Source organism: Flagellimonas lutimaris (assembly GCF_003581615.1).
Taxonomy (GTDB): Bacteria; Bacteroidota; Bacteroidia; order Flavobacteriales; family Flavobacteriaceae; genus Flagellimonas; species Flagellimonas lutimaris.
Genome location: NZ_QXFH01000072.1, coordinates 106,945 through 124,436 on the forward strand (window position 1 = coordinate 106,945; position 17,492 = coordinate 124,436).

Below are 17,492 nucleotides of genomic sequence, written 5' to 3' on the forward strand. Positions count from 1 at the left end.
CCTTATTGGTTTCTGTATTTGATGTTATTTTCTGAAAGGGATACAATTTCCATGATTCTTTTTTTTCGGGTTTCTTCCCGCTTGGCCTGTTTTAACCAATAGAGATAGCTTTTTCTTTGGCTGTTGGTAAAACTTTTGAAGTTTTTATAAGCGGTTTGGTGATTGTCAAAAACTTTTTGCAAATCTTCCGGAACCACACCATTTTCCACATCGTCCAGTTCGGTCCAAGAACCATTTTTCTTGGCCACTTCAATGGCTTTTAAACCACTTTTGTGAATCAATCCATCGGTCTTTAACTCTTTTATATAATTCTTGTTCAATTTACTCCAAGTGCTTTTGGGTTTTCTGGGGCAGAAGTATTGTTTGCGTTTTCCATTGCCGAGACTTCTCACGGTACTATCTATCCATCCATAACAAAGGGCAACTTTTACGGCTTCTTCCCATCGCATACTTTCTTTATGGTGTTCCACCTTGTAAAAAATCAAGTGGACACCAATTTGCGTTTCATGATTTTCATGAAGCCATTCGCGCCACTCTTCATCATTTTTAAAATAATGCTCAGGATGCTTTTTCAAACTATATTTTTTGGGTCTCTATGTAGAAGTTTTTGTCAAAATCAACTTGGGCTCCATCTAATTTCTCCGCTTTCCATTCAGCAGAAGGGAAGAGCCATTTTTCCAAACCCTCCACAAAGATTCTAATAGGCATATCAAAATCCTTCACAATATTATCATACCGGTAAGTAATAGAACCATCTTCCATTTTGTATTCCAATTTAGGAATCATGGTTGTACGCAAGTATTGATTAAAGAAAGCTGATAAATCCTTCCCGGACATCTCACTTAAATAGTTTTCGATTTGCGCGGAAGTAACCGTTTGATGGTAGAATTCTTTGTTGAGGCCTCGTAACATTTGACGCCATTTATCATCGTCTTCCACCAATTGGCGAAGGGTGTGCAACATGTTGGCCCCTTTGTAGTACATATCGCCAGAACCTTCTTTGTTTACCCCATAAGGACCAATAATAGGTTTGTCGTTTTGAATGTTGGCTCGAGTTCCAATAACATATTCAGCTGATGCTTTTTTGCCAAAATGATAATCAAGATACAGGTTTTCCGAGTAAGCGGTAAACCCTTCGTGTACCCACATATCGGCAATATCTTTGTAGGTTATGTTGTTGGCAAACCATTCGTGGCCTGCCTCGTGAATAATAATAAAATCAAACTGTAGACCCCAACCGGTGCCTGATAGATCTCGTCCCAAATAGCCGTTTTGATATTTGTTTCCATAGGTGACAGAACTTTGGTGCTCCATCCCCAAATACGGTACTTCCACTAATTTAAAGCCATCTTCGTAAAAAGGGTAGGGGCCAAACCAATGTTCAAAGGCCCGCATCATCATAGGGGTTTGAGCAAATTGTTTTTTGGCTTTTTCCAAATTTTCGGGCAAAACGTAATAATCCAACTTTAAGGGACCATTCTCCCCTTCATAAATTTCACCAAATTGTGTATAATTTCCAATGTTTACATTAACACCGTAGTTATTGATGGGGTTTTTAACTGCCCAATTGTAGGTTTTGAAATCGCCTTTATCCTCAACACTTTCCAATTGTCCGTTCGAAACATCCATCAGGTCTTTGGGAACAGTCACGCTAATGCGCATACTGTCCACCTCGTCGTACATGTGGTCTTTATTGGGCCACCAAACACTTGCTCCCAAACCTTGGCAAGAGGTGGCAACAAATGGATTTCCGTTTTCGTCTTCTTTCCAAGAAAAACCGCCATCCCATGGAGCTCTAACAGCTTCACGTGGATACCCAGAGTATGTTATTTTAAGTTGATTAAATTCTCCAGGTATTTGTTTTTTCTTCAGTTTGATAAAATGCGCGTTTCCTTCAGATATAAACTTTAGTTTTCTGCCATCTTGAACTATGGATTCGATTTTCATGGGTGCTTGGAGGTCAATTTGAAGCGTTTTTGCCTGCTCTAGCACCTTATACCGAACAATATTATAACCTGAAATAAACTTTTTGAAGGGTTCCACTTTTACATTTAGATCGTAATAGTTCAAGTCCCACCATTCCCTTTCTGGTGTTATGCTGCCCCTTAGGGTATCCTGTCTGGTGAAATTTTGTGCATTGATGGCCCAAGCCCCCAATAATAGGGCAATAAGAAAGAAACTTTGTTTCATATGTAAACTTGTAATTATCTAAAAACCTTGTTTGGGAAAGCCACAGGGCTTTCGTGCCCATCTTTTCCAACGGCAGCTACACCAAAAAAGAAATTGTCAATAACAATACCTTCTAGGGTATGTTCGCTGACATCGCCTACATACTTGTAATTGTCCCAAGTAGGGGAGGTGGTATCTCTCCAATAAATTTTATAGCCTACTGCACCTTCTACCTTACTCCATCTTAGTTTTGCATTAGGTTCTACGATTCCACCAATTTCTACAGTTTCTGGAGCTGGAGGGCCCCAGGCAATAGATGCCAAGTTTATGGCGTTTACTGAGGTCAGTTTTTTAGCATACCCAAAATTGACATGTTCCAACACATCACCATAGGCGATACCATCTTCTACACGAATATCTTGGTGTTGTTGGGTGTAATTTTCATGCGCCTCCATAATTCGAATACCTGCAAAGCCGGCATCGTTAAATGGTCTGTGGTGCCCACCACGGCCAAATCTATCCAAACGGTAAATCATCATGGGGTTCATTTCTGGCATATAGGTTTTGGTAGTTTTGTACACGTACCTTGCCAACTGACGGGAAATCCCATCCACTTCGCCACCGTAAAAACGTCTTGCTCTACGTTGTTGTTCGGTTTCTGTTGGAGGAACGGGCTCTGAAAAGATTCGGAAATCCCTATTGCTTACTACACCATCAACACCTGTGATGTTTCCAATCATATCATTATTGAGGATACCTACTATGTCCCATCCTTTCTCCTTGGCATAAGCGGCCATTCCTTTTCCACCATAAAGTCCTTGCTCTTCGCCGGAAAGACCCAGATAAATAATGCTGCTTTCAAACTTGTACTTGGAAAGTACTCGCGATGCTTCAATTGTCCCAGCCATTCCGCTGGCATTATCGTTGGCTCCGGGTGAATCTGAAGTATAGTTGGTTGGGTCGCTCACACGGGAGTCGATATCTCCACTCATAATAATGAAGCGGTTCGGGAATTTGGTTCCCCTTTGAATGGCTACTACGTTTACCACTTCAACATCTTTTACAATTCGGGCGTTATCTCCTTTTTCAATCAGGTTTTTTTGATAGAAGACTTCCAAACAATCTCCGCAGCTTGATGATATTTTTTCAAATTCTGACTTAATCCATCTTCGAGCGGCACCTATCCCCCGAGTTTGGGAAACAGTATCGCTTAACGTGTGTCGTGTTCCGAAGTTTACAAGCGTTGTAACATCGCTCTCGATGCGTTCGGCTGATACATCATTGATGATATCGTAAATACGTGTGTCCGTTTGAGCTTGTGAAAGTGATAGGATAAAAAAAGCAAAAATTAGGGGGAGGTAGTTTTTCATAATTAGTTTGAGTTGAGTTTTTCCTTGAAAATTTGAACCATAAAAATAGCGAAAACTACTCAAAGCAGTTTTATGTTAGAACTTGAAAGATTGTTAAAAAACGAAATGTCTAATTTTGGATAAAGGTCACCTTCGCAATTTGGCCATTTTCCACTTCGTAGATGGCAATGGCTTTCAAAATTTCTCCATTGATGGTGACCGATTCTTCGTCAATCACCTTGTTTCCGATAACAATTCTGTTTTTTATTTCACAATGTAAATCAGGGGTGTTTTCAAAAAATGCACCGTATTGCTGAACAAGTTTGGGTTTACCTTTGGATTGGAATGTTTTTGGAAATTGGTAAAGTTCAACATCATCTGCGTAAGTGTCTGCAAAGGCCTTAATATCTCGATTATTGTATGCTTCCAGTTGTTCTTGTACAATTTTTTCCGCATCGGTTAATGGTCCGTCGGGAAAGACAAATGTCATAGATGAAATAAACCCGTTTTGCACTTGGTAAATGGCAACCTGGCGCCCATCTCGGCTATCAACTTTGGTGATTTCCTCATCGATTATGGTGTTTCCGAGTACAATTCGATTAATTACCTCTACACTTGAGTTCTTGACGTTTTCAAAAAAGCGACTATAGTTTTCGTGCACTTTGTCATTACCTTGATACATTTTTTCATTGGGAAAACGACTTACCAGAACATCATCTGAAAAACAACCCACAAAAGCATCCAAATCCCTATTATTAAATGCCGTTACTTGATTTTGAATAATTTTTGCTGGTGATTCCTCGGCGACAAAAGCCAATCTTTTTGAGTTAGGGCTAATGGCAATACGACTTATATTGTTGATTTCTTCTTGGTCAAATTCAATAATGGTTTCCCAATTAGAACCTTTGGAGTTTACATCTAACGCTAAAAGTTTTTTCCCTGCTCCGGTAACAATGGTGTTTTCATCCAACCAACAAAGGTCTTCCTCAAGGTCATAAGTGTTCGTTATTTTTTTTGACTCACCAGTTATCGGGTCTAAGGACAAAATTTGCCATGTATTACTCTTTTTGGCAATAAAACTGACTAAATCGGTATTGGGTATGTTATGTAGCGACCGTCCTACGTTTTGGTAAACTGTTTTTTGGGTGCCTTCTTCTAGGTTGATAATTTTTAGGTCCATTCGATTTTCCACCAAAACGGTTGCAACCAGAATATGGTCGTTGAACCAAACATGGTATCCAATTTTCAAATCTGTGATTGGGGTAGATTCACTCGTTTTAAAATTGTATTCATACAAGCGTTGTAAACCATCCATATCCAATCGAATAGCAGAAATGGCATTTTTATTGTGAATGCGCAAGGGTGAATATTCACTACCTGCCGTGGTGTAGGTCAACCATGTTGAGGTACTGCCCTTGTTCACATTAAACTGAAGGATGTCGGTTTGGTTTTCCCGTGTGGATGCAAACAAAACGGTTTCATCATCCCAAAATGAAGGTTGGTTGTCGTAACCCGGGTTATTGGAAATATTTTTGGGATTGGTAAGAACCGGTTTTCCATTGTTTACTTCTAGGTCAAAAAGATACACCTCTGTTTCTGTCTGGGCCCATCCATGGCCATTAACCAATAAAAAGCAAATAATGAAAACTGTTCGTATCATGGTTTTGTAAAACGTTTTAAAAGTTGCCTTACCCTTGCAGTATTTTCCACATGGTATTTGGCCTGTGTTTTTTTGAGTCCAACTTTAACTGTAATGGCCGAGTCGGGCAGTTCTTGGAACATAAATTCATCTGTCCAGTCATCACCAATGGCAAAAACAAAGTCGTAATCGTCTTCACTTAACATACGAGTAGCAGCCCTACCTTTGTTCACGTTGCTGCTTTTTATTTCCATTACCTTGTTTCCATTTAATACACTAATGTCGTCATTACCGATTAAACTTCGTAATACGGTGTTGAGCTCAGTAGCTCTTTTTGTTCCAAAATCAGGATCTGTGTTTCTGTAATGCCAGGCCAAAGAATAATTCTTTTCTTCAATAAAAGAGCCCGGAGTTCTATCCACAAAGGATTCCAAAACAGGTCTAATTTTACCCATCCATTCTCCTTTTACTTGTTCCAACATTTTAAATTCATCACCATTTCTAGAAATCCAGACACCATGTTCCACAATCATGTTATATTTTTTGGGCAAGAACCAGCGTCCAAAGGTTTGTTTGTCCCTTCCACTTATTAAAAACACAGTAGTATCTTTTTGTTGGTGTAATTCGTCCAAAAGCTCATATAGCTCCTCATCGGGAGAAGCTTTTTGAGGGTCTTTGTGGAATCCAGCCAAGGTTCCATCATAATCAAGGAACAACAATCGTTTTTTCGATTTTGAATATTCCGCTTCAATGGACAACAATATTTCGGATGACATTTTTTCGGAAATAAAAGCTTTACCCAAATCCCTGTTTTCTTTCAGGGCATTCATGAATTCATTGGCCCAAACTTCAACATTGTAGCGTTCCAACCTTTTTTGTAAAAAAGAGTTTCGAGATACCTGCTCTTCCAAGGGCATATTTAGGGCTAGCTTCAGGGTGTCTGCCTGCTGCTCAAAGTTGTTTGGGTTTATTAAAAGTGCTTCGTTCATTTCGTAAGCAGATCCGGCCATTTCACTCAAAATAAGCACTCCGGATTTATCTGTTCGTGTGGCGATGTATTCCTTGGCCACCAAATTCATCCCATCTCGTAGTGGTGTAAGCCATGCAATATCGCTAGAAGTGTAAAGGTCTATCAAACTTTCGAAGGGCAAAGAGCGGTAGAAGTACCAAATAGGCGTCCAATTTACCGTCGACAGCTCACCATTGATCCTCCCCACCAATTCATCAACTTCTCTTTTCAACAATTGATATTGGGGTACATTGGAGCGGGAGGGTACCGCCAAAATGATTAATCTCACCTTTTCCTTGTATTCTGGGTATTTCTGAAGGAAGTATTCAAAGGCATTGATACGTTTTGCAATGCCCTTACTGTAATCTAAACGGTCAATGGAAAGGATGAGTTTGGTATCGGGTGCAGATGCTTTGTGATTATCCAAACGGAGTTGTAGGTCACTGCGTCCCTCTTTGCTTTTGGAATCGTGCAATACGGCGGCATCCCTAAACTTTTTGTAATCGATTCCCATAGGGAAGGAATCTACTTTTATAACTCTGTTGTCCAAATAAATCTCGTTAAAGCTTACGTCGAGGCCAATAAGTCTTCTCACAGAACTCAAAAAGTGTCTTTCATAGTCGTACGTATGGAAACCGATAAGGTCCGAGCCCAACAATCCTTCTAAAATTTCTTCACGCCATGGCAATGTTCGGAATATCTCAAAAGAAGGAAAGGGAATATGTAAGAAGAAGCCGATGGTGGTATCGGGACGTTTTTCTCGTACCATTTGAGGTACGAGCATCAGTTGGTAATCATGCACCCAAATAGTATCGTCTTCAGTTGAATTTTCTATGATGGCATCAGCAAACTTCTGGTTCACCGCTTTGTAGGTGTCCCAATAATTCAGTTCAAACTCGGAATATTTCAAAAAATAATGGAATAGGGGCCAAATGGTCCTGTTGCTGAACCCGTAGTAAAAACCATCAATTTCATCGGAATTCAACTTTACTTTGGCACAGCCATGTTCTTCCAGGGCTTTGTCAATATCATCTTCAAGTGCTTCAGGGATATCCTCATCGGTTAACCCTGACCAACCTATCCATAAACTTTCACCTCCGCTATGAACAGATTTCATTCCTGTTGCCAATCCTCCAACACTTGGTATCGCATTAAGAGTTCCATTGCTAATTTGTAATTGAACGGGTAGTCGATTTGAGATTATGATAGTTTTGCCCATAAAAGGATGATTTTTGACCTATTTTAATTTTTTGTTTCTTTAAAAATCGGGAAATTCGAGCGCAAAACCAATTCATTCTAACCCTTTTGATAATTTTTGATCTATGGACAACTTGAATTACGGAATTATAGGAAATTGCAGGAGTGCGGCGTTGATTTCCAAAGAAGGCTCCATAGACTGGTGCTGTTTACCGCAATTTGACTCAACTTCAATATTTGCAAAATTATTGGACGAGAAAAAAGGAGGCAGTTTTGAAGTACTTCCCAAAGGGAGTTATACCATTGAGCAAGAATATTATCGTAACACCGCAATCTTGATTACTCGGTACTCCGAAGGGGACAATGTTTTTGAGGTGCATGACTTTATGCCCCGTCACCACAAAATGAATGGAAAGTACAAAGCCCAGCCAGAGATTATTCGATACGTGAAATATGTTTCGGGTGCGCCAAAATTTACGGTAAAATATGATCCTAAATTGGAATATGGGTTAGGGGCCACCAAGCATTTTGTTAAGGAAGATTTTATTGCCAGCCTTACCCATAAGTTAAAATATGATACGCTTTTTATGTATACTTCTTTTGATAAAGAACGTATTTTGGAAGGGGATGAGATAACCTTGGTGGAAGACGGATATTTTTTGATTTGTTACAACGAAAAAATATTGATGCCGACTACCGATACAATGGGGTTGGAACTGGAACGTACCAGGGTGTACTGGTTGGATTGGTCCGCTAAAACCCCAAACTACCAAAAGTTTAAAGATGATATAATCAGAAGTGCCATAACCTTAAAAATGTTGACTTATGACAAAACAGGTGCTGTTTTGGCCGCTGCTACCACATCTCTCCCAGAGACCATTGGTGAAGTAAGGAACTGGGATTACCGTTTTTGTTGGATTAGAGATGCATCCATGGTGATCAAAGTGGTTTCCGAGTTAGGGCATAAGAACTCCGCGAAGCGTTATCTTCAGTTTATTATTGATTTAATGCCTGATAAGGATGAAAAACTCCAAATTATGTACGGTATCAATAAGGAAAAAACATTGACCGAAAGGACTTTGAGCCATTTTGATGGTTACAAAGATTCCAAGCCTGTTCGTGTAGGGAATGCTGCATATAAACAACGTCAAAACGATATTTATGGAATTTTGATGGATGTGATTTACGAGCAGTTGAAAAACTTTAGCAACGATATTGAGAATGTTGAGGAACTATGGAGCATTACCAAAGGTATTGTATGGATCGTTGGAAAACACTGGGAGGAACCAGATAAGGGTATTTGGGAATTTCGTGGGGAAGACAAACATTTTACTTTCTCCAAGGTTTTGTGTTGGGTAGCCTTGGACCGTGCCATAAAGGTGGCGAATATGTTTGGAAAAACGAGAAAGTTGGAACGTTGGACTGCACTTGAGCAAAAAATTAAGGATGACATCCATGAAAATGCCTGGAATAGTGATATCAACGCATTTGTACAGAGCTATGGATCCCGCCATTTGGATGCTTCCGTATTGTTGATGGAACCCTATGGTTTTATTCACGCCCGTGATCCAAAATATGTAAGCACCGTAAAGGCAATTGAAGAAGGGCTTAGCAATGATGGGCTTTTGTACCGCTATAAAAATGAAGATGATTTTGGACTTCCATCTTCATCATTCACTATTTGTACGTTTTGGTTTATCAATGCCTTGTTCAAAATTGGAGAGGAGGAAAAGGCTTTGGAGCGTTTTGAACGATTATTGAGCTATAGTAATCATTTAGGGCTATTTAGTGAGGATATTGATTTTAAAACGAAACGATTGCTGGGGAACTTCCCACAGGCGTATTCACATTTAGCCCTTATAGAATGTGCTATAAACTTCTCCAAAAAGCAAGGGGAGGAGAAAATATTGGAATCCATAAGTTGACAAATAAAAAAACGCCCCAATTTGGGGCGTTTTCAAATCCTACTGGGTTTTCATCCCAACAAATATTTGAATTAGTCAAAGGTATACCCATTATCTGCGGCAACTTTATCGGCAATTTGCGTTCTAAGTTTCACAACATTGGGTTGGTTTGTATACTTGGTAAAGCGTTTAAGTCCCATTAGCATCATACGCTGTTCATCACCTTCCGCAAAAGAAACTATAGCTTCCTTTCCTTTTTGTTGAACAATGTCGACCGCCCTGTACAAATACAACTTGGACATGGCTATTTGTGCTGCCTGGGCTTCTTCACCAAAACGTTTTGCATTTTTCTCAGTTCTTAAAATAGCAGATTCTGCCATATAGGTTTGAATCAGGATATCGGATGCAGCCATCAACAACATCTGATGTTTTTCCAAATCCGGTCCAAATTTTTGAACGGCACTTCCTGCAATCATCAAGAATACTTTTTTCAATCGGACAATCAAGTCTTTTTCTTCTGATAACACTTCAGAGAAATCAGGTGTTTCAAACGATGGGATACCCATCAATTCTTCACCCACAGCCGTAGCTGGACCTAGTAAGTCAACATGACCTTTCATGGCCTTTTTTACCAACATTCCTACGGAAAGCATACGGTTTATTTCGTTGGTACCTTCATAAATTCTAGAAATACGGGCATCTCTCCACGCAGATTCCATTGGAGTGTCGGCGCTAAAGCCCATTCCTCCGAATACTTGGATACCTTCATCTGTGGTATGCTGAACGTGTTCAGAAACGGCCACTTTTAAAATGGAACATTCAATAGCGTATTCCTCTACACCTTTAAGCTCTGCTTCTTGGTGGGAGTTTCCACTTGCTTCGCGAATAGCAATTCTGTCCTCGATATTTTTTGCGGCGCGATAGCAGGCAGCTTCATCCACATAAACGTTGGTGGCCATGTCTGCAATTTTTGCTTTGATGGCACCAAAGTTTATGATTGGTGTTTTAAATTGAATACGTTCGTTGGCATATTTGATAGCCTCACCAATAACTCTTCTTTGAGCTTCCAAACATGCGGCTGCCAATTTAATCCTACCCACATTTAGTGCGTTCATGGCAATCTTGAATCCATTTCCTCTTTCAGACAACATATTTTCAACGGGAACTTTGGTTTCATTGAAAAATACCTGACGGGTAGAAGAGGAGTGGATTCCCAACTTCTTTTCTTCTTCACCAAAGGAAATTCCATTTTCCGAGTCGTTTTCCACGATAAACCCAGTAATGTTTTTATCATCTTCGATTCTGGCAAAAACAATAAATAGGTTGCAGAAACCAGCGTTGGATATCCACATTTTTTGCCCCGTAATGCTATAATACTTCCCATCGTCGGAGAGCACTGCTTTGGTTTTACCTGAGTTTGCATCTGACCCAGCTCCCGGCTCTGTCAAACAATACGCGCCAAACCATTCACCAGTGGCAAGTTTTGGCACGTATTTTTGTTTTTGCTCTTCGGTTCCATACAAGGTAATTGGCAAGGTTCCAATTCCAGTATGTGCTCCAAAAGCAGTACTGAAGGATCCCGTGGCACCTGAAATATAATCACAGACCAGCATGGTGGAAACAAATCCCATTCCCATACCTCCATAGGCTTCGGGAACAGCTACACTCAAAAGACCAAGCTCACCTGCTTTTCTCATACATTCTTCCGTGTAGGCGTAATCTTTTTTTTCGAAACGCTCCCAATGTGCCCATAGTTCTCTGTCTACAAACTCCTTAGTGCTTTCGCGCATCATTTTTTGTTCTTCGTTGAGGTCCTCAAGGGTGAATACGTCCTCACATTTGGTCTCCTTGACCAAAAATTGACCTCCTCTCAGTATGTCTTTTTCTTTTGTATCGCTCATGATTTATTGTGTTTAGTAATTTTAATTTAGGAACTCGAATATACCGGCAGCACCTTGTCCAGTACCTACACACATGGTGACCATACCGTATTTACCTTTCATCTCCCGTTTTCTCATCTCATCAAAAAGCTGGACCGAAAGTTTAGCTCCTGTGCATCCCAATGGGTGGCCCAATGCGATGGCTCCTCCATTTACATTAACAATATCTTGGTTTAGTCCAAGCTCTCGGATAACGGCCAATGATTGTGATGCAAATGCTTCGTTCAATTCAATAAGGTCTATTTGGTCCTGCTTCATTCCAGCTTGTTTTAAAGCTTTTGGAATGGCTTTCACAGGTCCTATCCCCATGATTCTTGGCTCTACACCTGCTGCAGCATAGTTTACCAAGCGGGCAATGGGTTCTAAGTTCAATTCTTTCACCATGTCTTCACTCATTACCATTACAAAGGCAGCTCCGTCACTCATTTGTGAGGAATTACCAGCGGTAACACTTCCTCCTGCAGCAAACACAGGTCTTAGTTTGTTCAAGGTAGGTATGTTGGTCCCTTTTCGTGGCCCTTCATCTTTATTGACCGTGTAATTCTTGGTTTCCTTTTTCCCTGATTCGTTCACAAAGGTGTGTTCCACCTCAATGGGTACAATTTGGTCTTGGAAACGATCTTCTGCTTGAGCTTTCAAGGCTTTCATATGTGAATTGAAGGCAAATTCATCTTGGTCCTCACGAGAAACCTTGAACTGTTTTGCAACGGCCTCTGCGGTTAGGCCCATGCCCCAATAATAGTCTTCGTGACCTTCTTTAGCTGTTGCGTAATCGGGAGTTGGTTTATAACCTCCCATGGGGATGTAGCTCATGCTTTCTGCCCCTCCTGCGATGATACAATCTGCCATTCCCGATTGGATTTTGGCTGTAGCAATCCCTATGGTTTCCAACCCTGACGCGCAATAACGGTTCACGGTTACACCTGGTACATCCTCAATGTCAAGTCCCATAAGCGAAATAAGCCTTCCCATATTTAAGCCTTGCTCGGCTTCGGGCATGGCGTTCCCAACGATAACGTCATCAATACGTTTTTTGTCCAATTGAGGAAGCTCTTTCATCATATGTTCAATGGTTTCTGCAGCCAGTTCGTCTGGTCGCTTAAACCTGAACAGACCTTTAGGGGCTTTGCCAACGGCTGTTCTATATCCTTTTACTATATATGCTGTTTTCATTTTTTCTTTGGATTCTTTGATTTATGGATAATTCGATTAATCCAATTCATCTAATTTCTAAGTGGTTTTCCTGTTTTCAACATGTGCTGAATACGTTCCAAGGTCTTTCTTTCCGTACAAAGGGACAAGAATGCTTCTCGTTCCAAATCCAAAAGATATTGTTCGGTTACCATAGTAGCTTCTGAAAGGTCACCACCAGCCATAACATAGGCCAATTTATCGGCAATCTTTTTGTCGTGCTCTGAAATGTAATGTCCAGCTTCCATGGAATCTGTTCCTACCAAGAACATACCGAGAGCCTGCTTTCCAAGCACTTTTACATCTTTGCGTTTCACAGGTTTGGTGTAACCTGCATCTGCCATTATTTTAGCATGTGCTTTGGCAGTCGCAATCTGACGGTCTTTATTAACCACCACTACATCTTTTCCTTTTTGCAAGATGCCCAAATCAAAGGCTTCATAAGCTGATGTTGATACCTTGGCCATTCCGATGGTCAAGAAATATTCCTGCAATACATTCAACTCTACATCATTTTTTCTAAAAGTATCAGCAGCGCGAAGGGCCATTTCCTTGGAGCCACCTCCGCCAGGAATTACACCTACACCAAATTCCACCAAACCAATATAGGTTTCGGCCGCAGCTACCACTTTATCGGCATGCATTGAGAGTTCGCAACCACCACCTAATGCCATGCCGTGTGGAGCAGAAACTGTGGGAATTGAAGAATATCTCATCCGCATCATGGTGTCTTGGAACATTTTGATAGCCATATTCAGCTCATCATATTCTTGTTCCACGGCCATCATAAAAATCATTCCGATATTTGCTCCTACAGAGAAATTGGCCGCTTGGTTACCGATAACCAATCCTGCAAAATCTTTTTCAGCAAGGTCCACTGCTTTATTCAAACCAGCGAGTACGTCACCGCCAATGGTATTCATTTTAGATTGGAATTCACAGTTCAGGATTCCATCGCCCAAATCTTCGATAACAACACCGCTATTTTTGAAGACTTCTTTTGTTTTTCTGATATTGTCCAAAATGATGAATGCATCCTGACCCGGAACTTTCTCCATGGTCTTTTTAGGAATATCGTAGAAGTAGGTGTTGCCCTCCTTTACGGTGTAGAAGGAATCAATTCCTGCCTCTTTCATTTCGGAAACCCATGAAGCGGCTTCCAAACCTTCTGCTTTGATCAGTTCAAGACCTTTGTCCAGACCCACGGCATCCCAAATTTGGAAAGGTCCGTGTTCCCAGCCAAAACCTGCCTTCATGGCATCATCTATCTTGTATAGTTCGTCCGTTATTTCAGGAATACGATGGGTGACGTAGGCGAAGAGGGCACCAAAACTCTTTCTGTAAAATCCACCTGCCTTGTCTTTTCCTCCAACTAAAATGGGGAAACGGTCAATAACCTTATCAATGGTCTTGGTGAGTTCCAAAGTGGCAAATTTTGCACTCTTTTTGGAACGGTAGTCCATGGAGTCCAAATCCAAAGTGAGGATTTCACTCTTGCCATTGTCTCCTTTAATCTTTTTATAAAAACCTTGTCCAGATTTGCTGCCCAACCATTTGTTATCCATCATGGTTTGAATGAAATCGGGCAATTGGAACAGTTCGTGACGTTCGTCGTCCTTACAGTTCTCACTGATTCCGTTAGCTACGTGCACGAGGGTGTCCAAACCAACCACATCAACCGTACGGAAAGTAGCAGATTTCGGTCTTCCGATTACTGGGCCTGTCAGCTTATCGACTTCCTCTACCGTCATCCCCAAATCCTTCACGGCGTGGAAAAGACTTTGAATACTGAAGATTCCAATTCTGTTACCGATAAAGGCGGGTGTGTCTTTGGCAACAACCGATGTTTTTCCCAAGAACTGCTCTCCGTATCCGTTTAGGAATTCCAAAACGTCCTGTGAAGTTTTTGGACCCGGAATTATTTCGAAAAGTTTCAGATACCGAGCGGGATTAAAAAAGTGGGTCCCACAGAAATGCTTCTGGAAATCATCACTTCTTCCATCACTCATAAACTTAATGGGAATGCCAGAAGTGTTGGAAGTTATCAAGGTACCCGGTGTGCGGTGTTTGTCCAGATTCTCGAACACCTGTTTTTTGATGTCCAACCGTTCCACTACCACTTCAATGATCCAATCCACATCGGCCACTTTGGAAATGTCATCTTCCATATTCCCAGTTGTAATTCGGTCTGCAAATTTTTGATGGTAAATAGGGGAAGGCTTTGATTTTAGTGAAGCAGCCAATGAATCGTTTACTAAACGATTACGTACCACTTTATCTTCCAAAGTAAGTCCTTTGGCTTTTTCCTTGTCGTTAAGTTCGCGTGGAACTATATCCAACAACAACACCTCGACCCCAATGTTCGCAAAGTGACAGGCAATGCCACTTCCCATAATTCCGGAACCGATTACGGCAACTTTGTTTATATGCCTTTTCATGTGCGAGTTTGTAATTTAATTATTAGTTGTTTTTATATAGATTTTTTTGTCTGTAATAAGTTTGTTAATGGTTTCAATGACGCTAAAAAAACCAGTTAAATCTTCTTGGGTAGTATGCTCTTTGACCACTTGATTGAAACGCAATACTACTTCTTTGGATTCTTCCCGCTTTTCTAAACCCAATGGGGTGAGGAATATCAAGACTCCGCGTCCATCTTTGGGGTTACGTTTGCGTTGTATGTATCCTTTTTGCTCAATACTTTTTAAAATCCTTGATAAACTAGTTGCCTCCATTCCCATTTTGGGACCCAATGTAGTGCTTGGTGTACCTCCTTTGGGGTCAATACTCAATAACGTAAATCCAATAGCCATTGTAACCCCATAACTTTTCGCCTCTTCATTGTACATTTTGCTAACCGCCTGCCAGGTAGCCCTAAGGGCGTGATCAATGGTCAAATCTTTCATAGAACTGGTTTGGTGTTCTCAAATATATGAAAATTTATTATGCATGCATAATAAATTGGATTAAGTGTGTAGATTTTTTTCAACTAAAATTAACTAAATTCACTTTTGCTGTTTTATTTGGACATTTGGCTAAGAGGGAAGAAGGTTTATCGCTTTTAAATTTTTCTAGTAGGGTAGCCTTCTTTTAAACAGAATGAATTCTTCGCTTTTCTGGGAATCACAAATACTTCTTTTTTTGAAAAACAGTGTGTTCTCGACTGCTCCTTTGACTGCGCTCAGGATGACAGCCTAAAATGATAGCTGATTAATGGTCATTGCTAATTGAACATTGTAAATTGCTCAATGTTCATAGATATCATTATACAAATCGATGAACTTTGCTTTGATGATCTTTCGTTTTAGCTTGAGTGTAGGGGTGAGGAGACCTTCTTCTACTGTCCAAACATCCGGAGTAAGTCTAAACTGTTTCACTTTTTCCCATTTGGCAAATTCTTGGTTGGCCCAATCCACTTCTTCTTGCATTCGTTCGATTACCTTTCCGTTTTTGGCAATCTCTGCATTTGAATCCAATTTCAAGTCATGGCGTTTGGCCCATTCCTTCACAAATTCAAAGTTAGGTTGAATCAATGCGGCGGGCATTTTTTCACCTTCGCCAACAACCATAATCTGTTCTATGAAGCGGGATTGTTTAAAGCGGTTTTCCAATAACTGCGGTGCTACATATTTTCCTCCCGAAGTCTTGAACATTTCTTTTTTACGGTCAGTGATGCGCAAAAAACCTTCCGCATCTACTTCACCTATATCCCCTGTATGAAAATAATCGCCAGTCATTACTTGTACGGTTTTTTCCGCATCTTTATAGTAGCCCATCATCACATTGGGTCCTTTGCATAGGATTTCCCCATCTTCTGCAATCTTTACTTCGACCCGATCTATAATCTTTCCAACCGTACCAATTTTCCATCCCTTGTTACGTTGATCGTTAACGGCTATTACTGGGGAAGTTTCAGTAAGACCATATCCCTCCATAACAGGCATGTCCGCTGCACCGAAAATACGAGCGAGTCTAGGTTGAAGAGCAGCACTACCGGATACCATAACAGATAAGTTTCCGCCAAGCCCTTCTTTCCATTTACTAAAAATCAATTTTCTGGCAAGTCCCAATTTTTTTCCGTACCACCAACCTTTTGCTCCGTACGGCTCAAATTTTAAGCCTACTTCAACAGCCCAGAAGAACAGTTTCTTTTTGATACCAGTAAGTGCAGCACCCTTCGCAATAATGGAATCGTAAACTTTCTCCAACAGTCGGGGCACCACCGTCATCACATTGGGTTTAACCTCTTTTATGTTTTCACTGATTTTATCAAGGCCTTCAGCAAAATGGATTTCGACCCCACAATATTGGTATAAGTAGAGAATCATACGTTCAAAAATGTGGCAAACAGGTAAAAAACTGAGCGCAACGCCACCGGATTCGAAAGGAACCCTTTCTTGACTGGATATAACATTGGAAACAATATTGTCATGCGAAAGCATAACACCTTTAGGTTTACCAGTGGTTCCTGAGGTATAAATCAGGGTGGCCAAGTCTTCTGGTTTTACCGTTTCCTTTAATTTATCAACTTCCTCTTGATTGGATGCATCAGTGCCTAATTCCAATACATCTTTCCAGTTCTTGCAATTATTAAGCTCGTCAAAGGAATATACTTCTTCGAGTTTTTTAATATTAGAACTGATGGCAAGAACTTTTTCCAAAACCTCTTCACATGAAACAAAGCAATACTTGGCTTCGGAGTGGTTTAGGATGTATTCATAATCTTCCTCCGAAATGGTAGGGTAGATAGGAACGGTCTGCGCCCCAATCTGTAGGACACCAATATCCATTATGTTCCACTCCGTTCGGTTGGTCATGGAAATAATGGCAATCTTATCGTTCGGCTTAACGCCCATCAGAAGCAAAGCTCTACTTATAGCATTTGCTTTGTCTATGTATTCTTTGGTGGACGTAGTTATCCATTTACCGTCACTTTTAGTGACCAATGATTTTTCTAATGGGTATTTTTCAAGTTGATAGTATGGGAAATCAAATAATCGGGTAACAGTTTGCATAGTAAGTTTTAAGTAAAGCGATTGCAAATTAGCAAATCAGACCTTAACAATGAAACAGATTTAACAATTACCTAAGGTGAAT

Annotated in this window: 11 protein-coding genes; 1 reads left to right on the forward strand and 10 read right to left on the reverse strand. The window is 40.5% G+C overall.

The window, feature by feature from the left end; translation table 11 throughout:
- Nucleotides 1–2: 2 nt before the first annotated feature.
- From D2V08_RS10320 to D2V08_RS10340, 5 genes are all read right to left on the reverse strand, one after another.
- Complete coding sequence (locus tag D2V08_RS10320; RefSeq protein WP_119608082.1) at nucleotides 3–575, reverse strand: YdeI/OmpD-associated family protein; 573 nt, start codon at nucleotides 573–575, stop codon at nucleotides 3–5.
- A gap of 1 nt (nucleotide 576) precedes the next feature.
- Complete coding sequence (locus D2V08_RS10325) at nucleotides 577–2,190, reverse strand: M1 family metallopeptidase (RefSeq protein ID WP_119608083.1); 1,614 nt, start codon at nucleotides 2,188–2,190, stop codon at nucleotides 577–579.
- 14 nt (nucleotides 2,191–2,204) lie between these two features.
- The gene (locus D2V08_RS10330; RefSeq protein WP_119608084.1) at nucleotides 2,205–3,539 is read right to left on the reverse strand and encodes a M28 family metallopeptidase; all 1,335 of its coding nucleotides are present in this window, start codon (nucleotides 3,537–3,539) and stop codon (nucleotides 2,205–2,207) included.
- Nucleotides 3,540–3,648: 109 nt separating this feature from the next.
- Nucleotides 3,649–5,178, reverse strand: coding sequence for a nuclear transport factor 2 family protein (locus D2V08_RS10335; RefSeq protein WP_119608085.1), 1,530 nt, complete (start codon nucleotides 5,176–5,178; stop codon nucleotides 3,649–3,651).
- The gene (locus D2V08_RS10340) at nucleotides 5,175–7,385 is read right to left on the reverse strand and encodes a bifunctional alpha,alpha-trehalose-phosphate synthase (UDP-forming)/trehalose-phosphatase (RefSeq protein ID WP_119608086.1); all 2,211 of its coding nucleotides are present in this window, start codon (nucleotides 7,383–7,385) and stop codon (nucleotides 5,175–5,177) included. Before D2V08_RS10340 ends, D2V08_RS10335 begins: the two co-directional genes overlap by 4 nt.
- 103 nt (nucleotides 7,386–7,488) lie before the next feature.
- Here D2V08_RS10340 and D2V08_RS10345 point away from each other — a divergent pair, with 103 nt between their 5' ends.
- Entirely contained in the window at nucleotides 7,489–9,288 is a 1,800-nt protein-coding gene (locus D2V08_RS10345; protein WP_119608087.1) for a glycoside hydrolase family 15 protein, read from the forward strand.
- A 71-nt stretch (nucleotides 9,289–9,359) separates the two neighbouring features.
- Here the strand turns inward: D2V08_RS10345 and D2V08_RS10350 are convergent, their stop codons facing one another.
- The 5 genes from D2V08_RS10350 to D2V08_RS10370 form a co-directional block, all read right to left on the reverse strand.
- A complete protein-coding gene (locus tag D2V08_RS10350) occupies nucleotides 9,360–11,168 on the reverse strand; it encodes an acyl-CoA dehydrogenase FadE (RefSeq protein ID WP_182835522.1) in 1,809 nt (602 codons plus the stop codon).
- A gap of 21 nt (nucleotides 11,169–11,189) precedes the next feature.
- On the reverse strand, nucleotides 11,190–12,380 hold the full coding sequence (locus D2V08_RS10355; protein ID WP_119608089.1) for an acetyl-CoA C-acyltransferase: 1,191 nt from the start codon (nucleotides 12,378–12,380) through the stop codon (nucleotides 11,190–11,192).
- Nucleotides 12,381–12,430: 50 nt separating this feature from the next.
- A complete protein-coding gene (locus tag D2V08_RS10360; RefSeq protein ID WP_119608090.1) occupies nucleotides 12,431–14,836 on the reverse strand; it encodes a 3-hydroxyacyl-CoA dehydrogenase/enoyl-CoA hydratase family protein in 2,406 nt (801 codons plus the stop codon).
- 15 nt (nucleotides 14,837–14,851) lie between these two features.
- Nucleotides 14,852–15,301 carry a MarR family winged helix-turn-helix transcriptional regulator gene (locus D2V08_RS10365; protein WP_119608091.1) on the reverse strand — a complete coding sequence of 150 codons (450 nt, stop codon included), beginning with the start codon at nucleotides 15,299–15,301 and terminating at the stop codon, nucleotides 14,852–14,854.
- A 339-nt stretch (nucleotides 15,302–15,640) separates the two neighbouring features.
- Entirely contained in the window at nucleotides 15,641–17,410 is a 1,770-nt protein-coding gene (locus D2V08_RS10370; RefSeq protein WP_119608092.1) for an AMP-dependent synthetase/ligase, read from the reverse strand.
- Nucleotides 17,411–17,492 lie beyond the last annotated feature (82 nt).

Bases quoted from the DNA above. Each gene is read 5' to 3' on its own strand.
- D2V08_RS10325 (WP_119608083.1), bottom strand. From the start codon at position 2,190: ATGAAACAAAGTTTCTTTCTTATTGCCCTATTATTGGGGGCTTGGGCC.
- D2V08_RS10330 (WP_119608084.1), bottom strand. From the start codon at position 3,539: ATGAAAAACTACCTCCCCCTAATTTTTGCTTTTTTTATCCTATCACTT.
- D2V08_RS10335 (WP_119608085.1), bottom strand. From the start codon at position 5,178: ATGATACGAACAGTTTTCATTATTTGCTTTTTATTGGTTAATGGCCAT.
- D2V08_RS10340 (WP_119608086.1), bottom strand. From the start codon at position 7,385: ATGGGCAAAACTATCATAATCTCAAATCGACTACCCGTTCAATTACAA.
- D2V08_RS10345 (WP_119608087.1), top strand. From the start codon at position 7,489: ATGGACAACTTGAATTACGGAATTATAGGAAATTGCAGGAGTGCGGCG.
- D2V08_RS10350 (WP_182835522.1), bottom strand. From the start codon at position 11,168: ATGAGCGATACAAAAGAAAAAGACATACTGAGAGGAGGTCAATTTTTG.
- D2V08_RS10355 (WP_119608089.1), bottom strand. From the start codon at position 12,380: ATGAAAACAGCATATATAGTAAAAGGATATAGAACAGCCGTTGGCAAA.
- D2V08_RS10360 (WP_119608090.1), bottom strand. From the start codon at position 14,836: ATGAAAAGGCATATAAACAAAGTTGCCGTAATCGGTTCCGGAATTATG.
- D2V08_RS10365 (WP_119608091.1), bottom strand. From the start codon at position 15,301: ATGAAAGATTTGACCATTGATCACGCCCTTAGGGCTACCTGGCAGGCG.
- D2V08_RS10370 (WP_119608092.1), bottom strand. From the start codon at position 17,410: ATGCAAACTGTTACCCGATTATTTGATTTCCCATACTATCAACTTGAA.